Annotated in this window: 19 protein-coding genes; 6 read left to right on the top strand and 13 right to left on the bottom strand. The window is 42.1% G+C overall.

Annotated features, from left to right (window positions below; all coding sequences use genetic code 11):
* Positions 1–197 precede the first annotated feature (197 nt).
* A complete protein-coding gene (locus tag BST86_RS13560; protein ID WP_105983709.1) occupies positions 198–1550 on the top strand; it encodes a UDP-N-acetylmuramate--L-alanine ligase in 1353 nt (450 codons plus the stop codon).
* Here the strand turns inward: BST86_RS13560 and BST86_RS13555 are convergent.
* The 6 genes from BST86_RS13555 to hemW form a co-directional block, all read right to left on the bottom strand.
* On the bottom strand, positions 1547–3316 hold the full coding sequence (locus BST86_RS13555; RefSeq protein ID WP_105983708.1) for a MutS-related protein: 1770 nt from the start codon (positions 3314–3316) through the stop codon (positions 1547–1549). The genes BST86_RS13560 and BST86_RS13555 overlap by 4 nt on opposite strands.
* Positions 3317–3685 (bottom strand): MmcQ/YjbR family DNA-binding protein, encoded by a 369-nt coding sequence (locus tag BST86_RS13550; protein ID WP_055411753.1) that lies wholly within the window; start codon positions 3683–3685, stop codon positions 3317–3319. It lies immediately after the preceding gene.
* A complete protein-coding gene (locus tag BST86_RS13545) occupies positions 3685–4299 on the bottom strand; it encodes a DUF4230 domain-containing protein (RefSeq protein ID WP_105983707.1) in 615 nt (204 codons plus the stop codon). The genes BST86_RS13550 and BST86_RS13545 overlap by 1 nt, the downstream gene beginning before the upstream one ends.
* Before the next feature lie 9 nt (positions 4300–4308).
* On the bottom strand, positions 4309–5046 hold the full coding sequence (locus BST86_RS13540; protein WP_105984053.1) for a cyclase family protein: 738 nt from the start codon (positions 5044–5046) through the stop codon (positions 4309–4311).
* A gap of 65 nt (positions 5047–5111) precedes the next feature.
* Entirely contained in the window at positions 5112–5933 is an 822-nt protein-coding gene (locus BST86_RS13535) for a DUF6624 domain-containing protein (RefSeq protein WP_242446542.1), read from the bottom strand.
* A complete protein-coding gene (gene hemW, locus BST86_RS13530; RefSeq protein ID WP_105983706.1) occupies positions 5930–7066 on the bottom strand; it encodes a radical SAM family heme chaperone HemW in 1137 nt (378 codons plus the stop codon). The genes BST86_RS13535 and hemW overlap by 4 nt, the downstream gene beginning before the upstream one ends.
* 165 nt (positions 7067–7231) lie before the next feature.
* Between hemW and BST86_RS13525 the strand changes: the two genes are divergently transcribed.
* Together BST86_RS13525 and BST86_RS13520 are read left to right on the top strand one after the other, a co-directional pair.
* Positions 7232–8185 carry a serine hydrolase gene (locus BST86_RS13525; RefSeq protein ID WP_055413668.1) on the top strand — a complete coding sequence of 318 codons (954 nt, stop codon included), beginning with the start codon at positions 7232–7234 and terminating at the stop codon, positions 8183–8185.
* Positions 8157–10982, top strand: a complete 2826-nt coding sequence (locus tag BST86_RS13520; RefSeq protein WP_105983705.1) for an Npt1/Npt2 family nucleotide transporter — start codon at positions 8157–8159, stop codon at positions 10980–10982. Before BST86_RS13525 ends, BST86_RS13520 begins: the two co-directional genes overlap by 29 nt.
* 7 nt (positions 10983–10989) lie before the next feature.
* Here the strand turns inward: BST86_RS13520 and BST86_RS13515 are convergent, their stop codons facing one another.
* Both BST86_RS13515 and BST86_RS13510 read right to left on the bottom strand, forming a co-directional pair.
* On the bottom strand, positions 10990–12222 hold the full coding sequence (locus BST86_RS13515; RefSeq protein WP_242446541.1) for a serine hydrolase: 1233 nt from the start codon (positions 12220–12222) through the stop codon (positions 10990–10992).
* A complete protein-coding gene (locus BST86_RS13510) occupies positions 12219–15134 on the bottom strand; it encodes a PEP/pyruvate-binding domain-containing protein (protein WP_105983703.1) in 2916 nt (971 codons plus the stop codon). The genes BST86_RS13515 and BST86_RS13510 overlap by 4 nt, the downstream gene beginning before the upstream one ends.
* Positions 15135–15373: 239 nt before the next feature.
* On the opposite strand from BST86_RS13510, the gene BST86_RS13505 reads away from it, so the two are divergent.
* Entirely contained in the window at positions 15374–16738 is a 1365-nt protein-coding gene (locus BST86_RS13505; RefSeq protein WP_105983702.1) for an acyl-CoA dehydrogenase family protein, read from the top strand.
* Positions 16739–16844: 106 nt separating this feature from the next.
* The gene (locus tag BST86_RS13500; RefSeq protein ID WP_105983701.1) at positions 16845–18230 is read left to right on the top strand and encodes an NAD-dependent succinate-semialdehyde dehydrogenase; all 1386 of its coding nucleotides are present in this window, start codon (positions 16845–16847) and stop codon (positions 18228–18230) included.
* A gap of 66 nt (positions 18231–18296) precedes the next feature.
* Here BST86_RS13500 and BST86_RS13495 read toward each other — a convergent pair whose 3' ends face one another.
* Genes BST86_RS13495 through trmB form a run of 3 tightly spaced genes read right to left on the bottom strand, consistent with a single transcriptional unit; the run spans position 18297 to position 19920 of the window.
* Positions 18297–18632: an MGMT family protein gene (locus BST86_RS13495; RefSeq protein WP_105983700.1), complete on the bottom strand. Its 336-nt coding sequence runs from the start codon at positions 18630–18632 to the stop codon at positions 18297–18299.
* Entirely contained in the window at positions 18632–19252 is a 621-nt protein-coding gene (locus tag BST86_RS13490) for a LysE family translocator (protein ID WP_105983699.1), read from the bottom strand. Before BST86_RS13490 ends, BST86_RS13495 begins: the two co-directional genes overlap by 1 nt.
* Positions 19249–19920, bottom strand: a complete 672-nt coding sequence (trmB, locus tag BST86_RS13485) for a tRNA (guanosine(46)-N7)-methyltransferase TrmB (protein ID WP_105983698.1) — start codon at positions 19918–19920, stop codon at positions 19249–19251. The genes BST86_RS13490 and trmB overlap by 4 nt, the downstream gene beginning before the upstream one ends.
* A gap of 69 nt (positions 19921–19989) precedes the next feature.
* On the opposite strand from trmB, the gene BST86_RS13480 reads away from it, so the two are divergent.
* Positions 19990–21099: a glycosyltransferase gene (locus tag BST86_RS13480; RefSeq protein ID WP_105983697.1), complete on the top strand. Its 1110-nt coding sequence runs from the start codon at positions 19990–19992 to the stop codon at positions 21097–21099.
* On the opposite strand, the gene BST86_RS13475 is transcribed toward BST86_RS13480, so the two are convergent.
* A complete protein-coding gene (locus BST86_RS13475; protein WP_394340897.1) occupies positions 21003–21947 on the bottom strand; it encodes a sensor histidine kinase in 945 nt (314 codons plus the stop codon). The two genes, BST86_RS13480 and BST86_RS13475, sit on opposite strands and share 97 nt — an antisense overlap.
* A gap of 127 nt (positions 21948–22074) precedes the next feature.
* Positions 22075–22767 (bottom strand): response regulator transcription factor, encoded by a 693-nt coding sequence (locus BST86_RS13470; protein WP_055411740.1) that lies wholly within the window; start codon positions 22765–22767, stop codon positions 22075–22077.
* Positions 22768–22791: the final 24 nt, after the last annotated feature.

The raw sequence follows: 22791 nt of genomic DNA, 5'->3' as shown, positions 1-22791 counted from the left end.
CATTAAAAACTGAAAATATCAGAGATACCGTTCTGGTTTTAGGAATTGCAACGATTCTTCTTTTCTTATTAAAGAAGATATTGATTCTACTGGAGCAAAGGTATAAGTGACAACCATACTTCCGATTAATGTTTTTTACCTTTTTACGATCTTCTAGCTTTTATCAAAACCTTATTTTTACGGTAAATCCATAAGTAATGCGCGTACACTTTATCGCGATAGGCGGCAGCGCCATGCACAATCTAGCACTTGCTCTTCATCAAAAAGGGTATCAAGTAACAGGTAGCGACGATGCTATTTTTGAACCTAGCAAAACACGGCTTGAAAAAAAGAAGCTACTTCCTAAAAAAATGGGCTGGTTTCCAGAAAAAATTACTGCAGATCTTGACGCAGTAATCCTAGGCATGCATGCCAAAGCCGATAATCCCGAACTTCTCAAAGCTCAAGAACTTAATCTTAAAATCTATAGCTATCCAGAATATCTGTATGAGCAGTCCAAAGATAAAACGCGTGTCGTCATAGGTGGCTCGCATGGTAAGACCACCATTACTTCCATGATACTTCACGTGATGCATTATCATAACAAAGAAGTGGATTATATGGTAGGAGCGCAACTGGAAGGTTTTGACACTATGGTTCATCTTACTAATGACAATGAGTTTATTGTTCTGGAAGGTGATGAATACTTATCCAGTCCCATCGATCGCAGACCTAAATTTCACTTGTACCAACCTAACATCGCTTTGATTTCTGGGATCGCCTGGGATCACATCAATGTTTTTCCGGACTATCAGAATTATGTAGAGCAGTTTGAAGAATTTGTGGATCTCATGAAAAACGGTAGCATTCTGGTCTACAATGAAGAAGATCCAGAAGTGAAACGCATTGCAGAAGCCAGCACCAAACCTACCAGAAAACATGCCTACAACGTACCACATCATACGGTAGACAACGGCACGACTTATCTTGAAACACCAGAAGGTGATATGCCTATAGAAGTTTTTGGCAAGCACAACTTGAGCAATCTTGCTGGAGCCAAATGGATTTGCCAGCACATGGGAATTGATGAAGATGATTTTTATGAGGCCATAGCAAGTTTTAAAGGAGCTTCAAAACGTCTAGAAAAAATTGCAGGAAATCAGCGGTCGGTGATCTACAAAGACTTTGCTCATTCGCCCAGTAAGGTTCAAGCGACTACTAATGCCGTTGCAGAACAATACAGCGAGCGCAAAATCATTGCCTGTCTGGAATTACACACCTATTCCAGCCTCAACCCTGAATTCCTCAAAGAATATGCTCACACGTTAGACGCTGCAGATGTTGCCGTGGTGTTTTATAGCCCAGATGCTGTGGAATTGAAAGGTTTGGATCCCATTAGTAAAGATCAGATCAAGGAAGCATTTAACAATGAAGATCTTATCGTCATGACAGATCCTGCAGCTTTTAAAGAATGGTTGTACAAGCAAAAACTAGCCCATGCCGTTCTTTTGCTTATGAGCAGCGGTGATTACGGCGGTCTTGATTTTGATAAGCTGGGTAAACTACTTTAAACTATACCCATTTTCTTCAATAGAAAACTAGCATTCATATTAGTAGCGACGCCATACTTGAACGTATAGTCAAAGAACAATTCATCGTCAATGATTTGTGCGTCAAAATAATAGTTGGAAATATGCTCGTGATCTTTGGCGACTTCGGTCAGGCTTAAGTCATGCGTAGCGATGATGCCGGTTGCCTGATTGAGCGTTAACTTCTCAATGAGTTTTCTAGAGCCACTCGCCTTGTCGACACTATTGGTTCCTTTGAGGATCTCGTCCAGAACAATGAAATATTTTTCTTGTTCCATTTTGTCCACGATAAATTTCAAACGCTTCAACTCACTGAAGAAATAACTCTCATCGTCCTTTAAGGAATCGCTGGTGCGCATACTGGTAATAAGTTTGATGGGCGAATAAATCGCGGATTGCGCACAGATAGGCAAACCTGTATTTGCCATCACGATGGACATGGAAACGGTTCTTAGGAACGTGCTCTTTCCAGCCATGTTGGCACCGGTAATAATGAAAAACTCACCAGAATGGATATGAATCGGGTTCCCTACCGCTTTATCAGGATTAAGCAACGGATGCACCGCTTGAGCGGCTTGAAACTTAAAGTCGCCTGTTTTGATTTCAGGAAACACATAATTGGGATGGTTGTAGGCAAAATTCCCTAGAGAATTTAAAGCATCCATTTGTGCAACGGCTTCCAGCCATGGTGCGATGTAGTTTTTATTAGAAGTCAACCAGGCCTCAATACTGTGGACTTGCTTCAAATTCCACAACGCAAATGCATTGATAAACACACCGACGAGTAAATTACTGCCTTGGTCCAGCCTTACCAGTGCTCTTCCCAGATCGTACAGCCGTCGTGATGCCGGTTTGCCATCAGTTAGCACATTGCTCTTTAAGGTTTGCAGCACTTCTCCATTAAAGTCAGCCTTTTCAATAAGTTCCAGGAGCTTTCCATACTGGGTAAAGAAATCTTCCAACTCTGAAATGTACTTGTTGAGTTCAATAATCTTGGCAGCATAATTACCCGAGACCAATAAGCCCACTAGGAAAATACCCAGAAGCCACCAGCCACTTAGCACATCGATCGCATAAAGAACCCCAATCGCTACCGAAACCGCAAATTGAACATAACACAACCACGAGAACACATTCGGCACAAAATTTTGATAGCTCTGTATCCAGCTCTTGATGGCAGCTGGCTTCGTGTCGTTCTCCAGCAATCTTGCCGTCGCCTCATACTCTTGACGATAATCCAGCATTTTGGCTAGCTCTTGAACAGCATCTTGTCGCTTGGGAATATCGTGAATATCATTTGCCATCAAACGAGCAGCCAGCAACTTCTTGCCTTCTTTTAATGCCGTTCTATTCATGAACTGAAAAAACGAACCCATACCGAACAAGTCTATATCACGGCTGTAATCGTGATCGTCATCGTTAAATTCTGCTCCATCTGGAAGGTCTGTATAGTTGCCTTTGCCTACCTCAATTTCCTGCTCGTTAATGCGTAGCAACTCTTCATAATAGTTGCGCTTCTTTTTAAGATCCTCGTGACGTGAAACTAAATAAAGAAAAAGCGCAATACCGCCTACAGCAATCAATACAGCCGTCAAGGTAGAACTCCAGAAAAAATAAATTCCCGCAACAACGGCGATAAAGACCAGCAACCGGACCACACCGGAGATGCGCAACTGTTGATTGTATCGCTTTCGCGAAAGCGAAAACCCATCAACTCGGGCTTCATATATAGATAGTAGTTCCTTCAATCAGATGGTGTTTAATTGGGCTTGTAGTTTTTTAGTCAATCCAGCTACAACAAGTGCATAACTGTGGTCGATCCATTTCAGGACTTCAGCATCAGTCATGGACTGATTCAAATGTATGGTGTTCCAGTGGGTTTTATTCATGTGCCAGGCGCTGGTAACTACACCGTCATATTGCTCACGCAATTCAATGGCTTTTTGGGGATCACATTTGACATTAATGGATGGCTCGCCGCGTTCCCATCGTTCCAGTCCCAGCAGCATGAACATCTTCCCCATAACTTTAAATACCAGTGTCTCGTTGTCAAAGGGCATTTCTTGCGTGGTTCCTTTTTTTGCCAGGCAATAGTCCTGAAGCTGGTCAATTTCCACTATTCTGGTAGTTTTTTGGTGTCCATCGCCTTGTCCAAAATCAAGGCAGTGTAATCCAATTTCCAGCCTATGGTTTGCGCCAGTCCTTCCATGAGTTGGATGGTATTTAGGGCTTCTTTTTTAGCTTGTTCCATAAGACCGCTTTCTGGGATCTTATCGACGATGTGCTGTTTTGCATTGCGAGTGACCTCAGTCAAATCATCGCTGGTAAAATAGTTGGCCCAACCTTCGCTCTTGTCGTAGTAATTAAAATCGGTCTCGATACTCATGAGTTGTGGTTGTGGGAACTCGGTCAAGCGTATGATCTTGTTGTCAGTATCGCTCTCCATACGGATTTTTGTCAGGTCAAATCCTATGTGAGCTTTGGCATTGATAAGGATGATGGCTTTTTTCTTGCCCAGCAAGAAGTTGGCTATTTTGTCCTTGACATTTTGATAATGGTAGATTTCGGCAAAGTCACCTTCTACGGTGATGAATTTACAGACCGTCCTGATTTTTTCCATCAACACGACGCTTTGCTCCTTCCGGTTGTCTTTAGAAGATCCACCGAACCATCTAAAAATAAAGAATGCAGCTACTGCTCCTACTGCAAGACCTATGAATAAATACTCCATATGACAAAGTTAGGATTTAATCGCATATAGGATAGGTCGCGATGGCGCGGCGTCATTTTCAATTGGTGCCACCTGCAGGTCTAGAATATATTTCCCGTCAGCAACAGCGCTAGGCACGTAGATCAACTCTGTGATTGTGGCATTTAATCTTTGGTTTCCATCAAAATCCCAGAAGGCTTTATGAGCCAGCAAGGCACCGTTGTCTCTTTCTTTATCAACGCTGGGTAAATCGATGAGGACGTGTTGGATGCCGCTTTCGCGAAAGCGTAACATCACCTCTTCCATCAAATATGGCGGATTTGTATTGCTGTAATTCTTGCTTTTCTTGTCATCTGTGTTAGGCAGCGTACGTATGATCACTGCATCTACCTTATCTAGATCCTCAAACATAGCGGCCCTGATTACCTGGTCGCCATCACGATTTTCTGGAGTCACCGTGATCAGTTGAGCCGTGAAAAAGCTTTTTTCCAGCGCATTATTCACGCTATGAAATTCTTCGGTTATGTGACCTATGCATTCTGTATGCGTCCCATGACTGTGCGGGTTGAAAAACACATCATTGAAATTAGTGCTGCCGCCCATGGAAACCTTGCCCACATAACCGTCCACCTCAACATGTGTAATTTTGGGCTGATCGATGTACCAGGCGCCAACGCCGGCATTATTTTGTACCGCAAGACTAATGTCAATAGGATTGTTCAGATCGATCGATAACGGCTTGTCGTCGATGAATAAGGTAGTTTCCATAGGGTCGTTTTTTGTTGTGGTACAAGAGACCAACGTAGCCAGAAGGAATAGAGTTAAAGCTTTCATTAGTTCAGTGGTTTTTGGGCAACGCTAAATTCAATGTCCCAATGCGCCAGATATTCTGATAACGGGCCTAAGCCAACGGTGGCTCGTCTTGCGTCTACCGTTTCTGGATCTTGTAACTGGTACAACTCATAGATGCCGTCATTGATCAAAACTTGAGAACCGTAAATTTGAGGTTCATTCTTGTCCAGTAGCATGCGGTCCTTCATCAATGCGATGTCCTGCAAATCCAGATCGCCTCTTTGCGCTGCCTTTTCCAATAACGGAAAATATTGCTCACGTTTGTCGGCACCAGCGTGCTGGATAACCAGCCAGATGGCTTGAAGGGATTTGCTACTGCTGGTATCACTGGTAGGCATGCCGCACTTGTCCAGAATAAGCTCAATAGCTTCCAAATTGTTCTGGTCGATGGACTCGTCCATCAAATTATCGGTTCTATTTTGTTGATCGCGATCGTAGATCTCTTCAAGAATAGCATCAAGCCTGGCACAATCCACGTTATCGATGCTGGTAAATAAGGGCTCTTTCTTGCGACGTTTTCTTTCGGCATCAGAATCGTTTAATTGAACCTTAATGAGCTCCAACTCGTTATTGATATACCAATCTGCATAAAGCAGATCTTCAGACGCAGCTTCTCGTTCCTCTTCACTGAGCAATGTACCGTCCAGCCCATAATACTTCACATCATCAGGTAGTAACAATGCATTAGAAATGACTAGATCTGTCATTTGATCATAAGTCAACCTGGTAAGCTGGTCTTCTTCCTCAGTTTTACAAGATGAAAAGATGAATAAGGAAATGGAAAGGAGTAAGAAATATTTCATGAATTAAGGTTGAGCATGAAGAGTTCACTGGCGATACCATCACTTAGGAATTTTCCCTTGCGAGTGACGCGCAATGTATCATCATCTAAATATAACAAATGATCCTTGAGGTAGTTTGTGGATTGCTGTAAGAGGTACTCTTTAAATTTGGAACCGTATTCAAGTTCCACATGCGATAAGGAAACTCCATAAATGGTGCGCAGGCCGGTCATGATGTATTCGTTGTAACGATCTACTACCGTAAGCTCTTCTGTTTCCTGAGGCAAGTCTCCAGCCTCAATGGCTTTTAAATATTTGACATTGTTGTTGATGTTCCAGGCGCGCCTTTTACCGTCAAAACTATGCGCGCTGGGACCAATACCTATATAGGATTTACCTGTCCAGTAAGCGGTATTGTTGCGAGAGAAAAAGCCTTCTTTGCCAAAGTTTGAAAACTCATAATTCTCATAGGAATGCAACTGCATGGTATCCAGCAAAATATTGAATTGGCGTTGTGCCTGTTCATCGTCGACCTCATCAATAATTCCTTTCTCAATAAACGTCTTGAGTGCGGTATCATCTTCCACGGTAAGCGCATAACTTGAAATGTGCGGTACTTTCAAGTCAATGGCCTTGAAAAGATTTTCTCGCCAGCGGTCGTCAGTCAATCCTGGAATGCCATAAATAAGGTCAATGGATATGTTGGGAAATCGCTTTCGCGAAAGCGAGATACACTCCATCGCTTCTACCGCATTATGAGCTCTGTTCATTAACTTGAGATCTTCTTCAAAAAAGGATTGCACACCTATGCTCAATCTGTTGATTTTAGTCTTTGCCAGTGCGGCTATCTTTTCTGGTGTCAAGTCGTCAGGATTTGCCTCAAGAGTGATTTCTGGGTCAGCAATTACCTGATAATTGGAATAAACGGTCTCAATAATAGCATCGATAGCGGTGCTTTCCAGAACGCTAGGAGTTCCACCGCCAAAATAAATCGTTTCAATACTGGTATTTTTTGCCTCGCTGCTGCGCAGCCGTAATTCTTCCTGAAGCGCCGCTACTACACGATTCTTGTGTTTCATGGAGGTCACAAAATGAAAGTCACAATAGTGACAAGCCTGCTTGCAAAAAGGAATATGAATATAAATGCCGCTCATGTGCAACAAATGTAACGTTCAATCGTTAAAAGGATGGTTCAAATCATGGCCTAAGGATAAAAAGTGTTAAATGTTGGTTTTTAACGTTTTAAAACCATATCATTAAATACATTCGGCATGGTTTATGAATCTTTTAACATGAATCGAAAAACCCTAAAAATCAGTATGTTAAACAGAATTCTTATTTTTCTATTCCTAGCAGCTTCTTGGAATATGAGTGCAGCAGACGATGATGCACCGCTAGTAAACTTAGCATTGAATAATAAAGATGTTAAAACGTTTCAAAACACTACCCTACAACTCAATCTCAAAGCTCAATTGATGGCAAATCCTGACTGGAGGAAGTTGATCCAGCAAAAAAGGATGTCAGTAAGTCTAGTTGATCTTAATGATGCAGAGAATATAAAATACGCCAGTATCAATGGTAGCAACATGATGTATGCCGCCAGCCTTCCTAAAATTGCCGTTTTATATGCAGCAATGGACGCGATTGAAAATGGTGAACTAAAAGATACGCCTAAGGTTAGAGATGACATGTGGTTGATGATTTCAAAATCAAACAACGCGGCATCTACCAGAATGATTGATCGCGTAGGTTTTCAAAAGATTGAAGACTTGATGTGTGACCCTTCCAATCCATTTTATGACAAAGATGGTGTTGGTGGTCTTTGGGTAGGTAAAAGATATGCCGCTCAAGGAAAAAGAAATCCAGAACCTATAAGAGGTTTAAGCCACGCAGCAACAACAGATGCAGTAGCAAAATTCTACTATCAATTGGCTACCGGTCAATTGATCAACAAAACCAGAAGCAAGGAAATGTTGGACATTATGGAAAATCCATCATTGCACCACAAGTTTGTAAATACCCTTGATCGTATTGCGCCAGACGCACGACTTTTTAGAAAAAGCGGATCATGGAAAAACTGGCATTCTGACTCTATCCTAGTTTGGGGAGAAGATGGCAGAAAGTACATTCTTGTTGCGTTGATTGAAGATCCTAATGGTGAACAAATTATCAGAAATTTAGTACAGCCAGCAGAATTGGCATTACGCAAATCTGTTATCTTGCCTGTAGAATTAGAACAAGAGAATGAAGTGGTTGTCCGACAGGATACGTAAAGTTTTTGACATAAGGAGTGGCGAGCTTTCGATCTCGCTTCTCATGCAACTCTACATATTTTTAATTATAAGTGCGTTACTCGTAGTCAAACCTACGGTTAACGCACTTTTCCTTTCTGAACTGGGCGCAGATGCCCTAGCCGAAGCTTTTGTGATCATCGCCCTTGCTGCAGTTGCAGGATCATTGCTCTACAACAAGTCATTAGAGCGGTTCAAGCTCAAGTCACTCATACGCTACACATTGATGGTGTTTACCGTGATCTTTATGATCATGGGTGTCCTAATCGCTGTAGGTTACTTTAACGGTTTTCTAGCCTATTGTTTTTATACGATCGTTGCCTTGTTTGCCCTATTGGCTACCAGTCAATTTTGGGTCATGGCAAACGTTGTCTTCAATGTTAGAGAAGCAAAGCGACTTTTTGGTTTCATAGGTGCTGGTGGTATCGCTGGTGGTATTGTAGGTGGTTATCTCACGTCCCTACTGGCAGAACATGTAGGGAATGGCGCGCTATTGATACTGGCAAGTTTCATGATCATGGGCTGCATCTTTGTGATGAATTCCATCTGGCGCAACCGCGTTGATAAGTTGAGTTCTTTTAAACGTAAGGAACGTGCGACAGTTTCTAGCGAGAGCAGTGTCAAACTTATATTTAACTCAAAACACCTGTCTGCTCTGGCAGCAGTCATTGGGATAGGCGTTCTGGTGGCAAAGCTTGTGGACTATCAATTTAGCTACATCTCTTCGCGCAACATTCCAGACTCGCAAGAATTAGCTTCCTTTTTTGGATTTTGGTTTTCTACATTCAACATTGTTTCTCTGGTTATCCAGCTATTTATTACCAGACACATTTTATCAAAAAGTGGCGTAAGTACTGGTCTTGCCGCACTTCCTATAGGAATCGTATTTTGTTGCGTCATCTTATTGTTCATACCAGAATTATGGGTAGTGATTGTTCTTAAAGGCCTGGATGGTAGCTTGAAACAGTCCCTTCACAAAAGCGCGGTAGAACTACTCGCACTACCTATTCCTAGCGATGTAAAAAACAAAACCAAAACCTTTATCGATGTCGTTGTGGATAGCGTTGCCACTGGGCTAGCAGGTTTAATCCTGATATTCATCGTAAGGGCGTTTGATCTGTCGCCTGTTTTTATCACCATACTTATTCTGGTATTAGTGGTTGCATGGGTGGTCATGATCATGAAGGTACGTGATGCGTACTTTGGCACCTTTAAGGAAATGATCGTGAGCAGGGAACAGATCAAACTCGAGAAACGCTCGAACAGTTTGATACGAAACAACATGAAAGTAGTTTTTGAATCTGGTGGGTCCAAAGATATTCTATACATGCTGGATCGCGTCCCAGAACTGGCACATCGATCTCTCAAAGCCCCTATCATCAACCTTTTGGAACATTCAGATCCACACGTGGTGGCCAGTGCGATTGCTAACTTGAAGTATGTTGATCGAGGCCATCCCGTAGGTAAAGTTCATGACCTGATTTATACTGAAAATGACGAGGTCGTCCTAGCGGCGATGCAATACCTAATGAGCCAGGACACTAAATTCCCAGAGCAGTTTTTTGAGAATTACCTGGATCACGAGAGCGACTACATTTCTAGTGCAGCATTATTATGTCTTGCTCAGGAAACCGAAGACAATCCCAAACTGGCCGCAAAATATAACCTAGACCTGCGTATCAATCTATTTTTGGACGAACTGGACCGCAATGAAGGAAACTTCAGGAAAGAAGAGGTCATCGAACTGGTCAAGGCTATAGGGTATGCAAAAGGTGAAAACAGACACCGCTTTATCCTTAGGTATTTTGAAAATCCAGATCACGAGTTGCGCACTGCAGCCATACTTGCAGCAGGAAATACCGCTCATGAAAACTTTTTGCCGTTGTTGATCAATGAGTTGGATGATGCACGCTTTCGCGAAAGCGCCATTATAGCCATCTCCAATTATGGAAATAGCATTATTACATATTTGATAAAGCGTTACAAGGATCCAGTGGCTCCCAAAGCCGTTAAGAAATATTTGCCAGACATTCTTTTAGAACTAGGAACTACCAAGGCAGTGCGAGCTCTCTTGAGCCTGAGTCAGGAAGGCAGCCTGAAATTGCGTACGAGGATCACCAACGAGCTTTCGGTTTTCAAAAAGGTCCAAGGTGACCTTCACATTCCGCAACGCGTGTATTTTAAAATCATTAGGTCTGAATGTGAACAATATCGTCTCTTAGAAGCCTGCTATTACTGCCAGCGCATTGTAGAACGATCCAACTTACATCCAGAAAGGGTGATTGACATCCATGAGACAGGTTCCAGAAAAGAACTCATAATAGGATTGCGCAAGGCGCTAGACAATAACTTGAAGAGAATCTTTAATATCCTGGCGCTACATTTTAATTCTAGGGATGTTTTTATCGCCTATCGTGGACTACAAAGTGAAAAAAAGGAAACTCGTAGAGCCACCATGGAATTTCTAGAAGGGCTTATTTCACGTAATTTCAAAACCCAGCTGTTTCCTATCATTGAATCTTCCATAAGCAGCCATGATGCAAACCTATCAGAGATAAATGACCGCATTCATTTGCCTACTGAAAAGCAATGTTATCTACAATTACTAGAGCTACAGGATCGCGCTCTCAACAAACTTGTCATTCAAGTCATAGTAGATTCAGGAAACGAAGATTTCATGCCTTTACTGGTTAGAGCCACAACAAAAAAAGACCCCATAGTTGCTGCTGCAGCTAGTGAGGCCTATTTGAAAATACGCAACATTAGAAATATTGCGTAATCCTTATTTAATCTTCTGAGCGGATAGCTTTATCGATAGCACTTGCTAAATACATGTGGTCTCCAGCAGAGTTCTTACCCAAGATATTTGACATCAAACAAACAATGTAATTCGTTCCATCTGGATGTTCTACCATGATAACACTATTCATATAATTGAACTTTGTCCCTGCATATTTTACACCACCACCGCTGTAATAGCTTCCTGATTTAAAATATACAGAAGCATCGTTTAACCGTGAACTGTACGCATATCTTATACGGCGGTCTGTCATGTACATCAATCTTTTCAATTCAAGACTGGATTGACGATCTACAATTTGACCTTGTTCCAGCTTGATGAACCATTTCATCAATCCCGCAGGTGTTCCTATGCTTCCTCCAGTTGCTCTAGCAATACGGTCAGGACCATTAGTGAAGAAACTACCCAATCTCCATTCATCATGAGTGATGCCTAAATCACGTAAGGGTTGATTGACCAACTCTGTAGCAACCTCGCTCAACATTTTCTTATCTGCAGTTTCCCAGTACTCATCGGCCTCTTCTTGAGTGAGATCAAAGTACTCATCCCCAAATAGCTTCATCAACAAGGCCTCTCTCCAGACTATGCTGGCTGCTCCATTATTACTCACGCTTAACATATGGTCTACCCATTCATACAAGCTAAATTCATCACTGGCAATAACTTGTCTTTTGACTAACTTATCTTTTTCGATATTGTAAATAGGAACGGTATGGTGATCACCAACTCCCCAAATTCCAGAGCGTACCACTTTCTCACGCATCAGTTTTGTGCGTACTTCAAAGTCGTCTGGACACAGAGCTGCCAATTGTGTGAAGAAAGCAGTCGCTACCGCTAGTTTACCTACACTACCTGGCTGGAAGCCACTGTTCTCGTTCATCTCTGCATAACGCATGTTCTCAGGATCTGTAATATCCAATACGGTAATCGCATATCCACCGCGTCTGGGAAAGAGTCGAGTCATTTTGTTTTGAAAGTCCTCGTCGACGATCATGATACTGTCCGTCGCGACGGTGTCCTCGCACAACCATAGATTGATTTCATCTGTTTTTTTGAAGGAACCTGGTTTTAGATAATATTCCGTTATGGTGCTATCAAGTGTTTTTTCCAATCGCTTGAGGCGTTTTATTCTTGTTCTTTCATATCCATCTATGGGATAGATTGCCATAGTGATTACGGCAATGATCAAAATAGATGTGATGTAATAATGCTTTTTCAATTTCTTATATTTTTATTGAGATACAGCTCTGTGTTTAGATTTACATCACTGTCTATCGATGATAGATATTCTGAGTTTTTTGCTTGATTGTTTTCTACAAACGGTCTGATCTGGAAGAGATACAACTTACCATCCTTAAAGCCTAATTCAATATCCCAAGCTCCAGTATAACTACCGTTCTTGGAACCAGGCATGGTTTTATGAGCTTCTTCTGCAAATCTTTTAATCGTCTTTAAGTTTTCTGGAGTCAATATGCTAGAATTAAAATCTGCATGCTCCATGATAGAACCGCCAGTGACCGGTAATTTACGCTGCTTGTTTTCTCGTGCCGGTGATATGAGTTGGCCCATTCCGTCGTTATCGATGAGATAGGTTTCCGCAGATTGACCATCTACTGCACCACCAGCACCACGACTCATGGCAACGGTTACCCTATCATCACTATTATTGATAAAATCCTTAGTGATCAAAACACCGCTGTAGTCCACATCAACGGTTGGTATGATTAGGATCGATGGGTACACATTTTCTGGATTCTCTAGATAGGCTTGTCTCCATTTAAAACTACGTTCTGTATATGGAGATGCCCAGACGTCTCTGATACCTTGAATGATCTTATCACGCTCTACAGCATTGAAAACGGTAAGATTCAATCCAGCACCTGTAAACTCTTCCAGGTCTTCCATATTGGTGTCACTGCGCAAAAACACAGGAACAGTTCCTATTTTACCGTTAAGAATGGTTTTAAAATCACTCTCCAATTGACCTATGAAAGCTGGCTTCATTGGCATTCTATTGATCTCGGCTCTTAGCTTTGTAAATTCTGCTAGTTGATACTTGATCACTTCAGCCTCATCAACTTTTGCTTCACGCATAGATTTGGCCGTGTTGAATATTTGAGTGAGGTATTGCCAATACGTTTGATCTTGACCAGGTATCTGCTGATTCATATGATCCTTAAAGACACCAAAAGGAATCACAATGCCGTTGACCACATGTTCTGGAAATAATTGTTTGAGTTGTCCTAGATTAGCTGCTTTAGGGCCGCTCAATATGCCACTATCCGCACTAGAAACTTTACTCATATCAAGTGGCATAGTGCCATCTAACTTTAACTTACCTTCAGGAATGCGAATGGTCTTCTTCTCCTTTTTGTTATTGCTAAAGAGTGCTTTCTCAGTTTCAGACATCTCTTCAGCAGATTTGATCACTACCGTTCCACGACCACTTACAGCATAAAATATTTCCTTGCCATTAAATGCTTTCAAGTCGGCTAGGTTATCTGTAGAGATAGCTGCATTAGGAATCCCTAGATTTCTAGCTAATAATTGCACGTGCGACACTAAGTTACCTTCTGAGACGGTTGCGATTCCAGCCACTGGCTTCAAATCACTAGGTGGTCTATCAAAAATGTAGATCTTATTAGGGTCGACGGTCATGCCTTCTGCATTTCCTTCAACAACTACGAGTTTTCCTTTAGCATATCCAGCATTCAAACCGCGAACCGTTGATGGGTTACTTATCTTTTCGACTTGACTGGTCAAGCCTATTTGTCGGGAAACCAATCCACCCAAATCGCCAATAGCATCACCTAACGGCAGTAATAATGAACTGCGTATGCGGTCGTCATAGAATCCATAAGCCAAAGGTTCAAACTGCACATATTCTTCCACCACATCGCCATAGATGGCATTGACCATTCCTGTTCCCCATTCTACCTGACTGCGAGCTGCAGCGATAAAATCCAGTAACTTGCTTGTTTTAATGGTCTCACCTTCTGTTATGAAAAGCCTAGGTTCTACCGCATCCCATTCCCATTGTTCTACGTAACCACCAGCGGCTAAAGCCTCGCTGATTGCATAAATCTTGTCTAGATGTTCCTGTAGTGTATTCGGCTCCCAGTTGGGCACCGTTTGAAAAATCAATTCTTCTAACCTCAAGCTCAGTTCCAATGCAGAAGTCCTGCGTGTACCGCGCTTATCGTCCTTTATGTTGTTTCTGATATCACACATCAATCCAGCAGCTGCGGGAACTAAAATGGAAGGCTCTGTGTCGTTTGTATATGTAGAAGAAAACAATATTGCTTGCTGTCTTATGTAGGAATCTTTATCCCAGTCAGCCACCATTTTTTCTAGACCAGCTACTGGCACCGGTACAAAAAACTCCTGCATCACATCAATGAGTTTTTCAAATTCTTCACGCTCCTTAAAGCTCAACTCATCATTATGCTCTTTAACCCATTCGCGTGTGGAGGCAATGTCCTTAGCCTCTGGATTGCCATGAATCTTGATGCGCAAATCCATGAATTTGGGATGCTTTTCGGCAAGCGTTTTACTGATGCTACGTACTTCCTGCGCCAGGTTGGTATCGCCATCGTGTGGCAGATCGCGCAGGCTTTCTCTTAAAAGGAAAAAATCACGATCGATTAAATCATTGTCACCCAGCACGGTATAATAAAACTTGCGACCCCATTCCTCTTCGTCCTCAATTTGCTTGGCACCACGGTAAAATCTGGATTTTTCCTGGATCCAACCATTGTCTGCCGCCACTAGATAATTATTAAGCTGGTATTGCTTCAATCTAGAGTGGTCGTTGTCACCATCCCAAAAGCTCCACAAGTCTGCCGCTGCCAGAATCTCTCCAAAATAAATGTGGTTTCTCTTGGCAAGTTGTTCCACTTCGGTTTTATAGCTTGCATGCTGTATACCGCCGCCTATGGCGTCAGGACATGGATCCTTAGAGTCGCGACGCGTCCCATCTGCACAAAACCATTCGATTCTTTTATAGGGACCACGATCCAGATCGCGATACTCTTCTATCATGGCTGCAATACGGTCGTTAGTAAATTCTTGAGCTAGTGCTGGAGTGGATAAAAGCAGCACTGCAAATAGTAGTAGGGTAATGTTTTTCATTGTTCAAAAATAGGATTTTGAATGTAAGTAAATACTGTTTAAGAGCGGTTTAACTAGGTAAAAGTCAATTACCGTACCGTAATGATGAAGATGTTTTCGCTTTCGCGAAAGCGAAATTACCTACAAGCCTAATGATAACGAAGTACAAGTGACTGACACCAGCGCATCGACCTAATATTACGCTTTCATTAACACGGCGATGCTGCCCTCTAAAGTAAATTGAAACAAAAATTAGAACTATGTCCATTTTCAGTAAAATAAAGGGAACCATCGATTTGATGAAAAATATTGACCTAGAGAAACTCGCGGCGCTCAATGCCAAGGTGGACTTGTCAAAAGTGATGGATACAGTTGGTGAACTGGATGATCGACAACTTGCGGGATTGATGAAAATGCTGTCGACCAAAAAGAAAAAAGGACAACACAAACTGCCACCTATTGATGGTGATTTTTACAATCTAAGCCTAGAGTTGACAGAAAAGCAACGCGAGGTGCAAATGAAGGTGCGCAATTTTATGGAAGATGAAGTGCAGCCTATTGCTAATGATTACTGGAATAGAGCCGCTTTCCCGCACGATCTTATTCCTAAAATGGCAAAACTGAACATCGCAGGTATCGCCTATGAAGGTTATGGTTGTCCCGCAATGGACTTTGTGACTGAAGGTATCATTGCAGAAGAAATCGCACGTGTGGATGTGTCTATTTCGACCTTCTTTGGTGTTCATAGCGGTCTTGCCATGGGATCCATCTACTTATGTGGTAGTGAGGAACAGAAACAGGAATGGCTGCCTCAAATGGCCCGAATGGAAAAGATCGGTGCCTTTGGTCTTACAGAGCCAGAAACTGGTAGCGGCATCGCTGGTGGTATGGAAACCACTTGCAAATGGGATGGTGAGAACTGGATCCTCAACGGTCAAAAGAAGTGGATAGGTAACGCCACTTTTGCAGATGTGGTTGTGTTGTGGGCACGAGATGTGGACTCCAACCAGGTAAAAGGATTTTTGATACGTAAGGGCAATCCAGGTTTCCATGCAGAAAAAATGGAAGATAAAATGGCCTTACGCATCGTGCAAAATGCGATTATCACGCTAACTAATTGCGTGATACCAGAAGGTGATCGCCTGCAACAAGCAGAGAGTTTTAAAGACACGGCCAAAGTATTACGCATGACTCGTGCTGGTGTGGCATGGCAAGCAGTAGGATGCGCTCGTGGCGCCTATGAGAACGCGTTGAAATACACTAAGAAGCGAGAGCAATTTGGTAGACCCATCGCAAGCTTCCAACTGGTCCAAAACCACCTGGTAGAAATGATATCCAATCTCACCAGTATGCAGACACTTTGCTTTAGACTGAGTGTAATGCAGGATCAAGGAATTTTGAAGGACGAGCACGCATCACTTGCAAAAGTAATATGCTCTATGCGCACTAGAGATATCGTATCTCGTGCCCGTGAAGTTTTAGGCGGAAATGGAATCCTATTGGAACACAACGTCGCCAGATTTGTCGCAGATGCTGAAGCCATCTACAGCTATGAAGGAACGAAGGAGATTAATTCCCTAATTGTAGGTCGAGCGATCACTGGTTATAGCGCATTTGTGAGCTAAAGTATTAAGCTTAACATAAAACCGTAATAAGGTTGACTTAAAGACAACTCTTGTGCTCTAGTAGGATTGTACCTTCATAAGGTAAACAATCAAACGATAAACTATTATGAGCGATAAAGGAATAACCACCATCAATCCAGCTACGGAAGAAAAGCTAAGTTTCTATCCATACATGACAGACCATGAGCTAACTGGAGCTATTGAAAAATGTCACAAAGCTTTTTTAGAATGGAAAACCAAAACCGTTGAAGAACGTGGCGAAGTATTAAAAGCCATTGGTAAAAAATTAAAGGAACACAAAAAAGAGCTTTCCCAACTGATGACCGCAGAAATGGGAAAACTTTTGTCCCAAAGTGAATCTGAAGTCGATCTTTGTGCCGGTATTTGTGATCATACGGCGCAAATTGCCCCTAAAGAATTAGCAGATGAAAAGCGTGAGTTGCCCAATGGTGGTCGCGGATTAATCACCTATTCTCCTATTGGTGTTATTTATGGAATACAGCCATGGAATTATCCAGCATACCAAGTTATAAGATATGCAATTGCTAATCTAGCTGCTGGAAATGGAGTTCTACTAAAACATGCGGAATCAGTTACGGGATGCGGTGAGAAAATCAGAGAGATTTTTGAAGAAGCTGGATTACCTAAAAACTTATTTACCACATTAGTCATCAATCATGACCAGTCTGACAAGGTCATCAACAACGATCTAGTACGCGGTGTGACTTTGACTGGAAGTCCTGTTGCGGGAGAAATCATTGGGGAAAAAGCTGGAAAAGCCTTAAAACCTATGGTATTGGAACTAGGATCAAATGATGCGTATTTAGTACTTGAAGATGCAGACCTTGATGTAGCCGTGGAAGCTTGCGTGAAAGGAAGAATTTATAATAATGGTGAAACATGTATCGCAGCAAAACGATTTGTAGTGGTAGAGGCTGTCTATGAAGAATTCAAGAAAGGATTTGTAAAGGCGATGAAAGACATCAAGCATGGAGATCCTACTAGCGATGAATTTGACATGGGACCTATGGCTCGTAAAGATTTGAGAGATGACTTGCATACGCAGGTTAAAAATAGCGTCACTAATGGAGCCAAAGTATTATGCGGTGGTGAGATGCCAGATGGAAAAGGATTTTATTATCCATCTACCGTTCTAGAAAATGTTCATCCAGGACAGCCAGGATATGATGACGAACTATTTGGACCGGTTGCTTCATTGATCAAAGCAAAAGATGCTGAAGATGCTATGCGCATTGCCAATGATAGCCGTTTTGGTTTAGGTGGCGGAATCTTCACTAAAGATGAAGACAAAGCCTTTGAACTCGCCAGCAAGCATTTTGATACAGGTATGGTATTTATCAACTCCTTTGGACTAGCGCAGCCTAATATGCCATTTGGTGGTGTGAAGCGTTCTGGATATGGACGTGAGCATGGCGGGTTTGGTATCAAAGAGTTTGTAAATGCTAAAGCAATTATGAGATTAGAAAACTAATCTGTACTCACAGTAATAGAAAAGCCACAGCAATGCTGTGGCTTTTTTTTATGACTCATTTTGTGACTATTCTAGTGGATCCAATTCGTCTGTAGGGTCCCAGAAAATAGATTCAAGATCTTGTACCTGATCTTCCTTTACCTTAACGCCTTCACTCTCCAAAAGCTGCACCATTAAATTAGAACCTTGAAAATGGTGCTTGCCCGTCAATAGACCTTTGCGATTGACGACGCGATGCGCCGGAACATCTGTTTGGGAATGTGAAGCATTCATGGCATAACCTACCGCACGACAACTGCGCGGCGCTCCTAAATAAGCAGCTATGGCACCATAACTAGTTACTCGACCTGCAGGAATTTGTTTGACAACTTCGTATACCTTTTCAAAGAAATCTCCCGCCATTAGTTAATTCTTATCAAGGTAAAAACAGCAATTGCCAGCGTTAATGCCGACAATAGATAATGGATTTTTCTTGCAAAAGTGTCGCTGTCAAACTTTAGCCTCTTAACATACTTAATATAGGCACATAGCATTAAAAATGTTCCTGTTGTGGCTCCTATGATAAAGAGATGCGCCATGGGAAATTCAAAAGTAAAGGCATTCCTGCTCGCTAGAAAGGAGCTAAATCCTATATAAAATGGTATAGGAAATATATTGAGCGCCGAAAGAATAATTCCCTGACCAAAAACTTTATAATCTGACTTGTGAACCGTTTTAAATTCTGGTTTGCTATCTAGACGTGCGCGTATAAAAAAGAAGATGCTAAGACCAAAGAATATGATGATCGCAAAACGCTCTACCATCAACAACACATCTGGATTGAGACTTAAAAGCTTAGAAAAGAAAACACCTATGTAAACTTGCGCGATCACTACTGAAGAGGCTCCTATCGCAAAAATAATCGCCGCTCTTTTTCCACTCTTTACACTAATTTTTGCCGCGGTCAAATTAAGGAGTCCTGGTGGTATAACACCTATGAACCCTATGGTAAAACCGAACAATAAGTGTAAAAAATAGGTCATCTACGCAACTTGAACTTCATATAAGTTATGGCTTTGCCAGCCTCAAGGTACTGCTTTTCATAGAATGTTTGCGTTCCTATGACCTCATCAGGTGCCTCGGTATTTGTATAGATGTTATGGTGCGCATAAAGAATCTCTTCTCCTAGTCCTTCCAGCAAACCTAGTGTGTACCCATGCATGTACTCAGAATCGGTTTTGAGGTGGATGACGCCATCGGGCTTTAGGATGGTCCTGTATCGATCGAGAAATTCTGGATTTGTCATGCGGTGTTTGGTACGCTTGTATTTTATTTGCGGGTCTGGAAAGGTGATCCATATTTCTGATATTTCCGCTTTCGCGAAAGCGAGATCCACCAACTCAATCTGGGTTCTCAAAAAAGCAGCATTTTCTAGTTTCTCCTCTACAGCTGTTTTTGCACCACGCCAAAAACGAGCTCCCTTGATATCAATCCCTATAAAGTTGCGGTCAGGATACTTGCGGGCCAGCGCCACGGTATACTCGCCTTTTCCACAGCCCAATTCTAGTGTTATGGGGTTGTCATTCTTGAAGAACTGAGACCATTTTCCCTTCCATTCAAATCCGTTAACCATCTGTTCTCTAGAAGGCTGGACCACATTGGGAAAGGTTTCATTCTCCCTAAAACGCTTCATTTTATTCTTACTTCCCACAACAATTATTTAAAGGTTAGATAAAGTGCAATTTCCACACTGCACAAAGGCAAGGTGTATTTTTACTGCATGCAAATATCCAAAAACATTTTGGTTGCACCTCTTAATTGGGGTTTGGGTCACGCAACTCGCTGTATTCCCATCATAGAAGCCTTGCTGGATAATGGTGATCGCCCTATCATTGCCAGTGATGGTGATGCGCTGGAACTGCTTAAGAAGGAATTTCCCAATCTGGTTGCCGTTGAGCTTCCTGCCTATGATGTCGCTTATGCAGAAAAAGGCGAAAACCTCAAGCTCAAACTGCTCAAAGACTCGCCTAAAATTTGGAATGCCATACGGTTGGAGCATCAATTACTGCAACACCTTATTTTAGAACACGATCTACACGGTGTCATTAGTGACAATAGGTTGGGGCTTTATACAAGAACCATCCCATGTGTAGTCATGTCGCACCAGCTGCAGGTATTGTCAGGTGGTACCACGTGGTTAAGCACCCAATTGCATTTGCACTACATTAAAAAGTTTGATGCCTGCTGGATTCCAGACCATCAAACGGCACCTAACCTGACTGGAAAACTTTCTCTAAACACAGACCCTACATTACACAAAGTCTACCTAGGCCCCATAAGCCGATTCAAAAAATCGAACGATGCCAAGGTCACTTATGATTTGCTCATCCTTTTGTCAGGTCCAGAACCTCAACGCAGTATTTTAGAAAAGAAATTGTTGCGTCAAATAAAAGATTATCAGGGCAAAGTCCTGTTTGTCGCTGGTGTTATTGAGCCAGAGCAGCGCGTAGAAATAAAAGGTAAAGTCACCTATTATAATTATCTATCTACCAGCGGCCTTCAAAAAGCTATAGAAAGGTCCAAAGTCGTTCTATGCCGCAGCGGTTACACAAGCATTATGGATTTGTGTGAATTAGAGAAAAAAGCGTTTTTAATACCAACGCCAGGGCAATTTGAGCAAGAGTATCTGGCAAGACATCTTAAGCTACAAAGAGTTGCTCCTTTTGCCACACAAGATGAGTTTGAAATAGAAATGCTAGAGCAGCTAAATGATTATGAAGGCTTAGCTAAACTTCAAGATGATGCTGCTTCTTTAGCCTTTTTGATCGAGTTGACTTTTTCTAAAGTAAATGAAAACTCAGACCCTATTCCCAACTCGCTATCCACGTAGATTCTTTCCTGGTGTGCCTCTACAATGTGCTTCACGATCGCAAGCCCTAATCCAGAACCACCTTCACGCCTTGAACCGGTGCGGTCCACTCTAAAGAAACGCTCAAAAAGTCGTGGTATGTAGGTCTTGTCGATTCCCTCGCCGTTATCGGTAACTCTTAGGATAATCTTATTGTTGATGAGATCTTCAATAGCGACCTCTGTGGTTCCATTAGGCTTACCATACTTTATGGAATTCACCAAGAGATTAGAAATGACCTGCTGGATGCGTTCCTGATCTGCATGCACCATGATAGGTTTTGAATAGACCATGTCAAATACTAGAGAGATGCTCTTCTTTGCGGCTTTCATCTCAAACTGATCAAAAGTCTGTCTCACCAATTCTACAATATCAAAATCGGTTTTTTCAAGGTTCATGTCACCTATCTCCAGTTTTGTGATCATGTCCATATCGTTGACGATATAGGTAAGACGTTCCACACCTTTTTGAGCACGCGCCAGATATTTCTTGCGTATGGCCTTATCCTTATGCGCTCCTTCAATAAGCGTATCAATATATCCTTGAACTGTAAAAAGCGGAGTTTTTAATTCGTGTGAGATGTTACCCAGAAATTCCTTCCTATAGGCTTCACGCACCTTAAGTGTTTCAATCTCAATTTTCTTGTTGCGTGCAAATTGCTCTACCTGCCTGGTAAGTGTGCGCATGTCTGTCGCGATTTCACGATCTGCAAAGTTGGTAGACTCCAGTAAGGACACATCTTCGTAAATCTTTTTGATACGGCGGTAGATGAATTTCTGAACGCGATATTGAATGACCAGAAAGCAGATAATAAAAATCCCGGGAAGCATCACACCAAAGTGCCACACTTTAAACGTTGCCCCAAATAACTGAAGTGCCACCATCATTAGTAACACAATAAGCACTATGAAAATAGAGGATCTTAAAGCAAATCTATAACTAGGTCTGGTGCTGCTCTTATTTGGACTGGACATATTTGTAGCCTACTCCTTTGACGGTTTTAAAACGCTTATCGCCTAGTTTTTCACGTAGTTTTCTAATATGAACATCTATAGTTCTGCCACCTACTACGACTTCATTACCCCAGACGACATCCAGAATTTCTTCTCTTGTGTAGACCTTTCCCGGTTGACCCGTAAGTAAGGAAAGAAGTTCAAACTCCTTGCGTGGCAATATGAGTTCTTCCTTTTTGAAGAAGATTTTATACTGGTCACGATCAATGACAAGATCTCCCAGCTTCTTCACATTGTCTTCGGTTTCCTTCTCGGCCACGTTGCGTCGTAGTAGGGATTTTACTTTGGAAACCAAAACACGTGGTTTTACAGGTTTTGTAATATAATCATCTGCACCTGCGTCAAATCCTGCAATCATGGAGTAGTCCTCGCCTCTTGCGGTAAGGAAAGTGATAATGGTCTTATCCAGCTCTGGCATCTTGCGCATCTTCTCGCAGGCCTCGATACCATCCATTACCGGCATCATGACATCTAGAATCACAAGGTCTGGTTTTTTCTTTTTCGCCTTTTTGATGGCTTCCTCACCATTTTCGGCGGTATATACTTGATAACCTTCGTTTTTGAGGTTGTAGCTCACTATTTCCAGGATATCCGGCTCATCATCAACCAGTAGGATTTTTGCTTTGGATTCTTTCATAGATCAGATTAATAAAGGGCTAAG

It is taken from the genome of Nonlabens agnitus (genome assembly GCF_002994045.1).
GTDB lineage: Bacteria > Bacteroidota > Bacteroidia > Flavobacteriales > Flavobacteriaceae > Nonlabens > Nonlabens agnitus.
The sequence above is the reverse complement of the archived record's forward strand: the minus strand, read 5'-3'. Positions and strand labels throughout refer to the sequence as shown.

Coding starts and splice junctions, on each gene's coding strand:
- BST86_RS13500 (WP_105983701.1), top strand. CDS start 16,845: ATGAGCGATAAAGGAATAACCACCATCAATCCAGCTACGGAAGAAAAG.
- BST86_RS13560 (WP_105983709.1), top strand. CDS start 198: ATGCGCGTACACTTTATCGCGATAGGCGGCAGCGCCATGCACAATCTA.
- BST86_RS13490 (WP_105983699.1), bottom strand. CDS start 19,252: ATGACCTATTTTTTACACTTATTGTTCGGTTTTACCATAGGGTTCATA.
- BST86_RS13495 (WP_105983700.1), bottom strand. CDS start 18,632: ATGGCGGGAGATTTCTTTGAAAAGGTATACGAAGTTGTCAAACAAATT.
- hemW (WP_105983706.1), bottom strand. CDS start 7,066: ATGAGCGGCATTTATATTCATATTCCTTTTTGCAAGCAGGCTTGTCAC.
- BST86_RS13525 (WP_055413668.1), top strand. CDS start 7,232: ATGTTAAACAGAATTCTTATTTTTCTATTCCTAGCAGCTTCTTGGAAT.
- BST86_RS13505 (WP_105983702.1), top strand. CDS start 15,374: ATGTCCATTTTCAGTAAAATAAAGGGAACCATCGATTTGATGAAAAAT.
- BST86_RS13480 (WP_105983697.1), top strand. CDS start 19,990: ATGCAAATATCCAAAAACATTTTGGTTGCACCTCTTAATTGGGGTTTG.
- BST86_RS13475 (WP_394340897.1), bottom strand. CDS start 21,947: ATGCTTCCCGGGATTTTTATTATCTGCTTTCTGGTCATTCAATATCGC.
- BST86_RS13520 (WP_105983705.1), top strand. CDS start 8,157: ATGAAGTGGTTGTCCGACAGGATACGTAAAGTTTTTGACATAAGGAGT.
- BST86_RS13470 (WP_055411740.1), bottom strand. CDS start 22,767: ATGAAAGAATCCAAAGCAAAAATCCTACTGGTTGATGATGAGCCGGAT.
- BST86_RS13545 (WP_105983707.1), bottom strand. CDS start 4,299: ATGGAGTATTTATTCATAGGTCTTGCAGTAGGAGCAGTAGCTGCATTC.
- BST86_RS13540 (WP_105984053.1), bottom strand. CDS start 5,046: ATGGAAACTACCTTATTCATCGACGACAAGCCGTTATCGATCGATCTG.
- BST86_RS13535 (WP_242446542.1), bottom strand. CDS start 5,933: ATGAAATATTTCTTACTCCTTTCCATTTCCTTATTCATCTTTTCATCT.
- BST86_RS13510 (WP_105983703.1), bottom strand. CDS start 15,134: ATGAAAAACATTACCCTACTACTATTTGCAGTGCTGCTTTTATCCACT.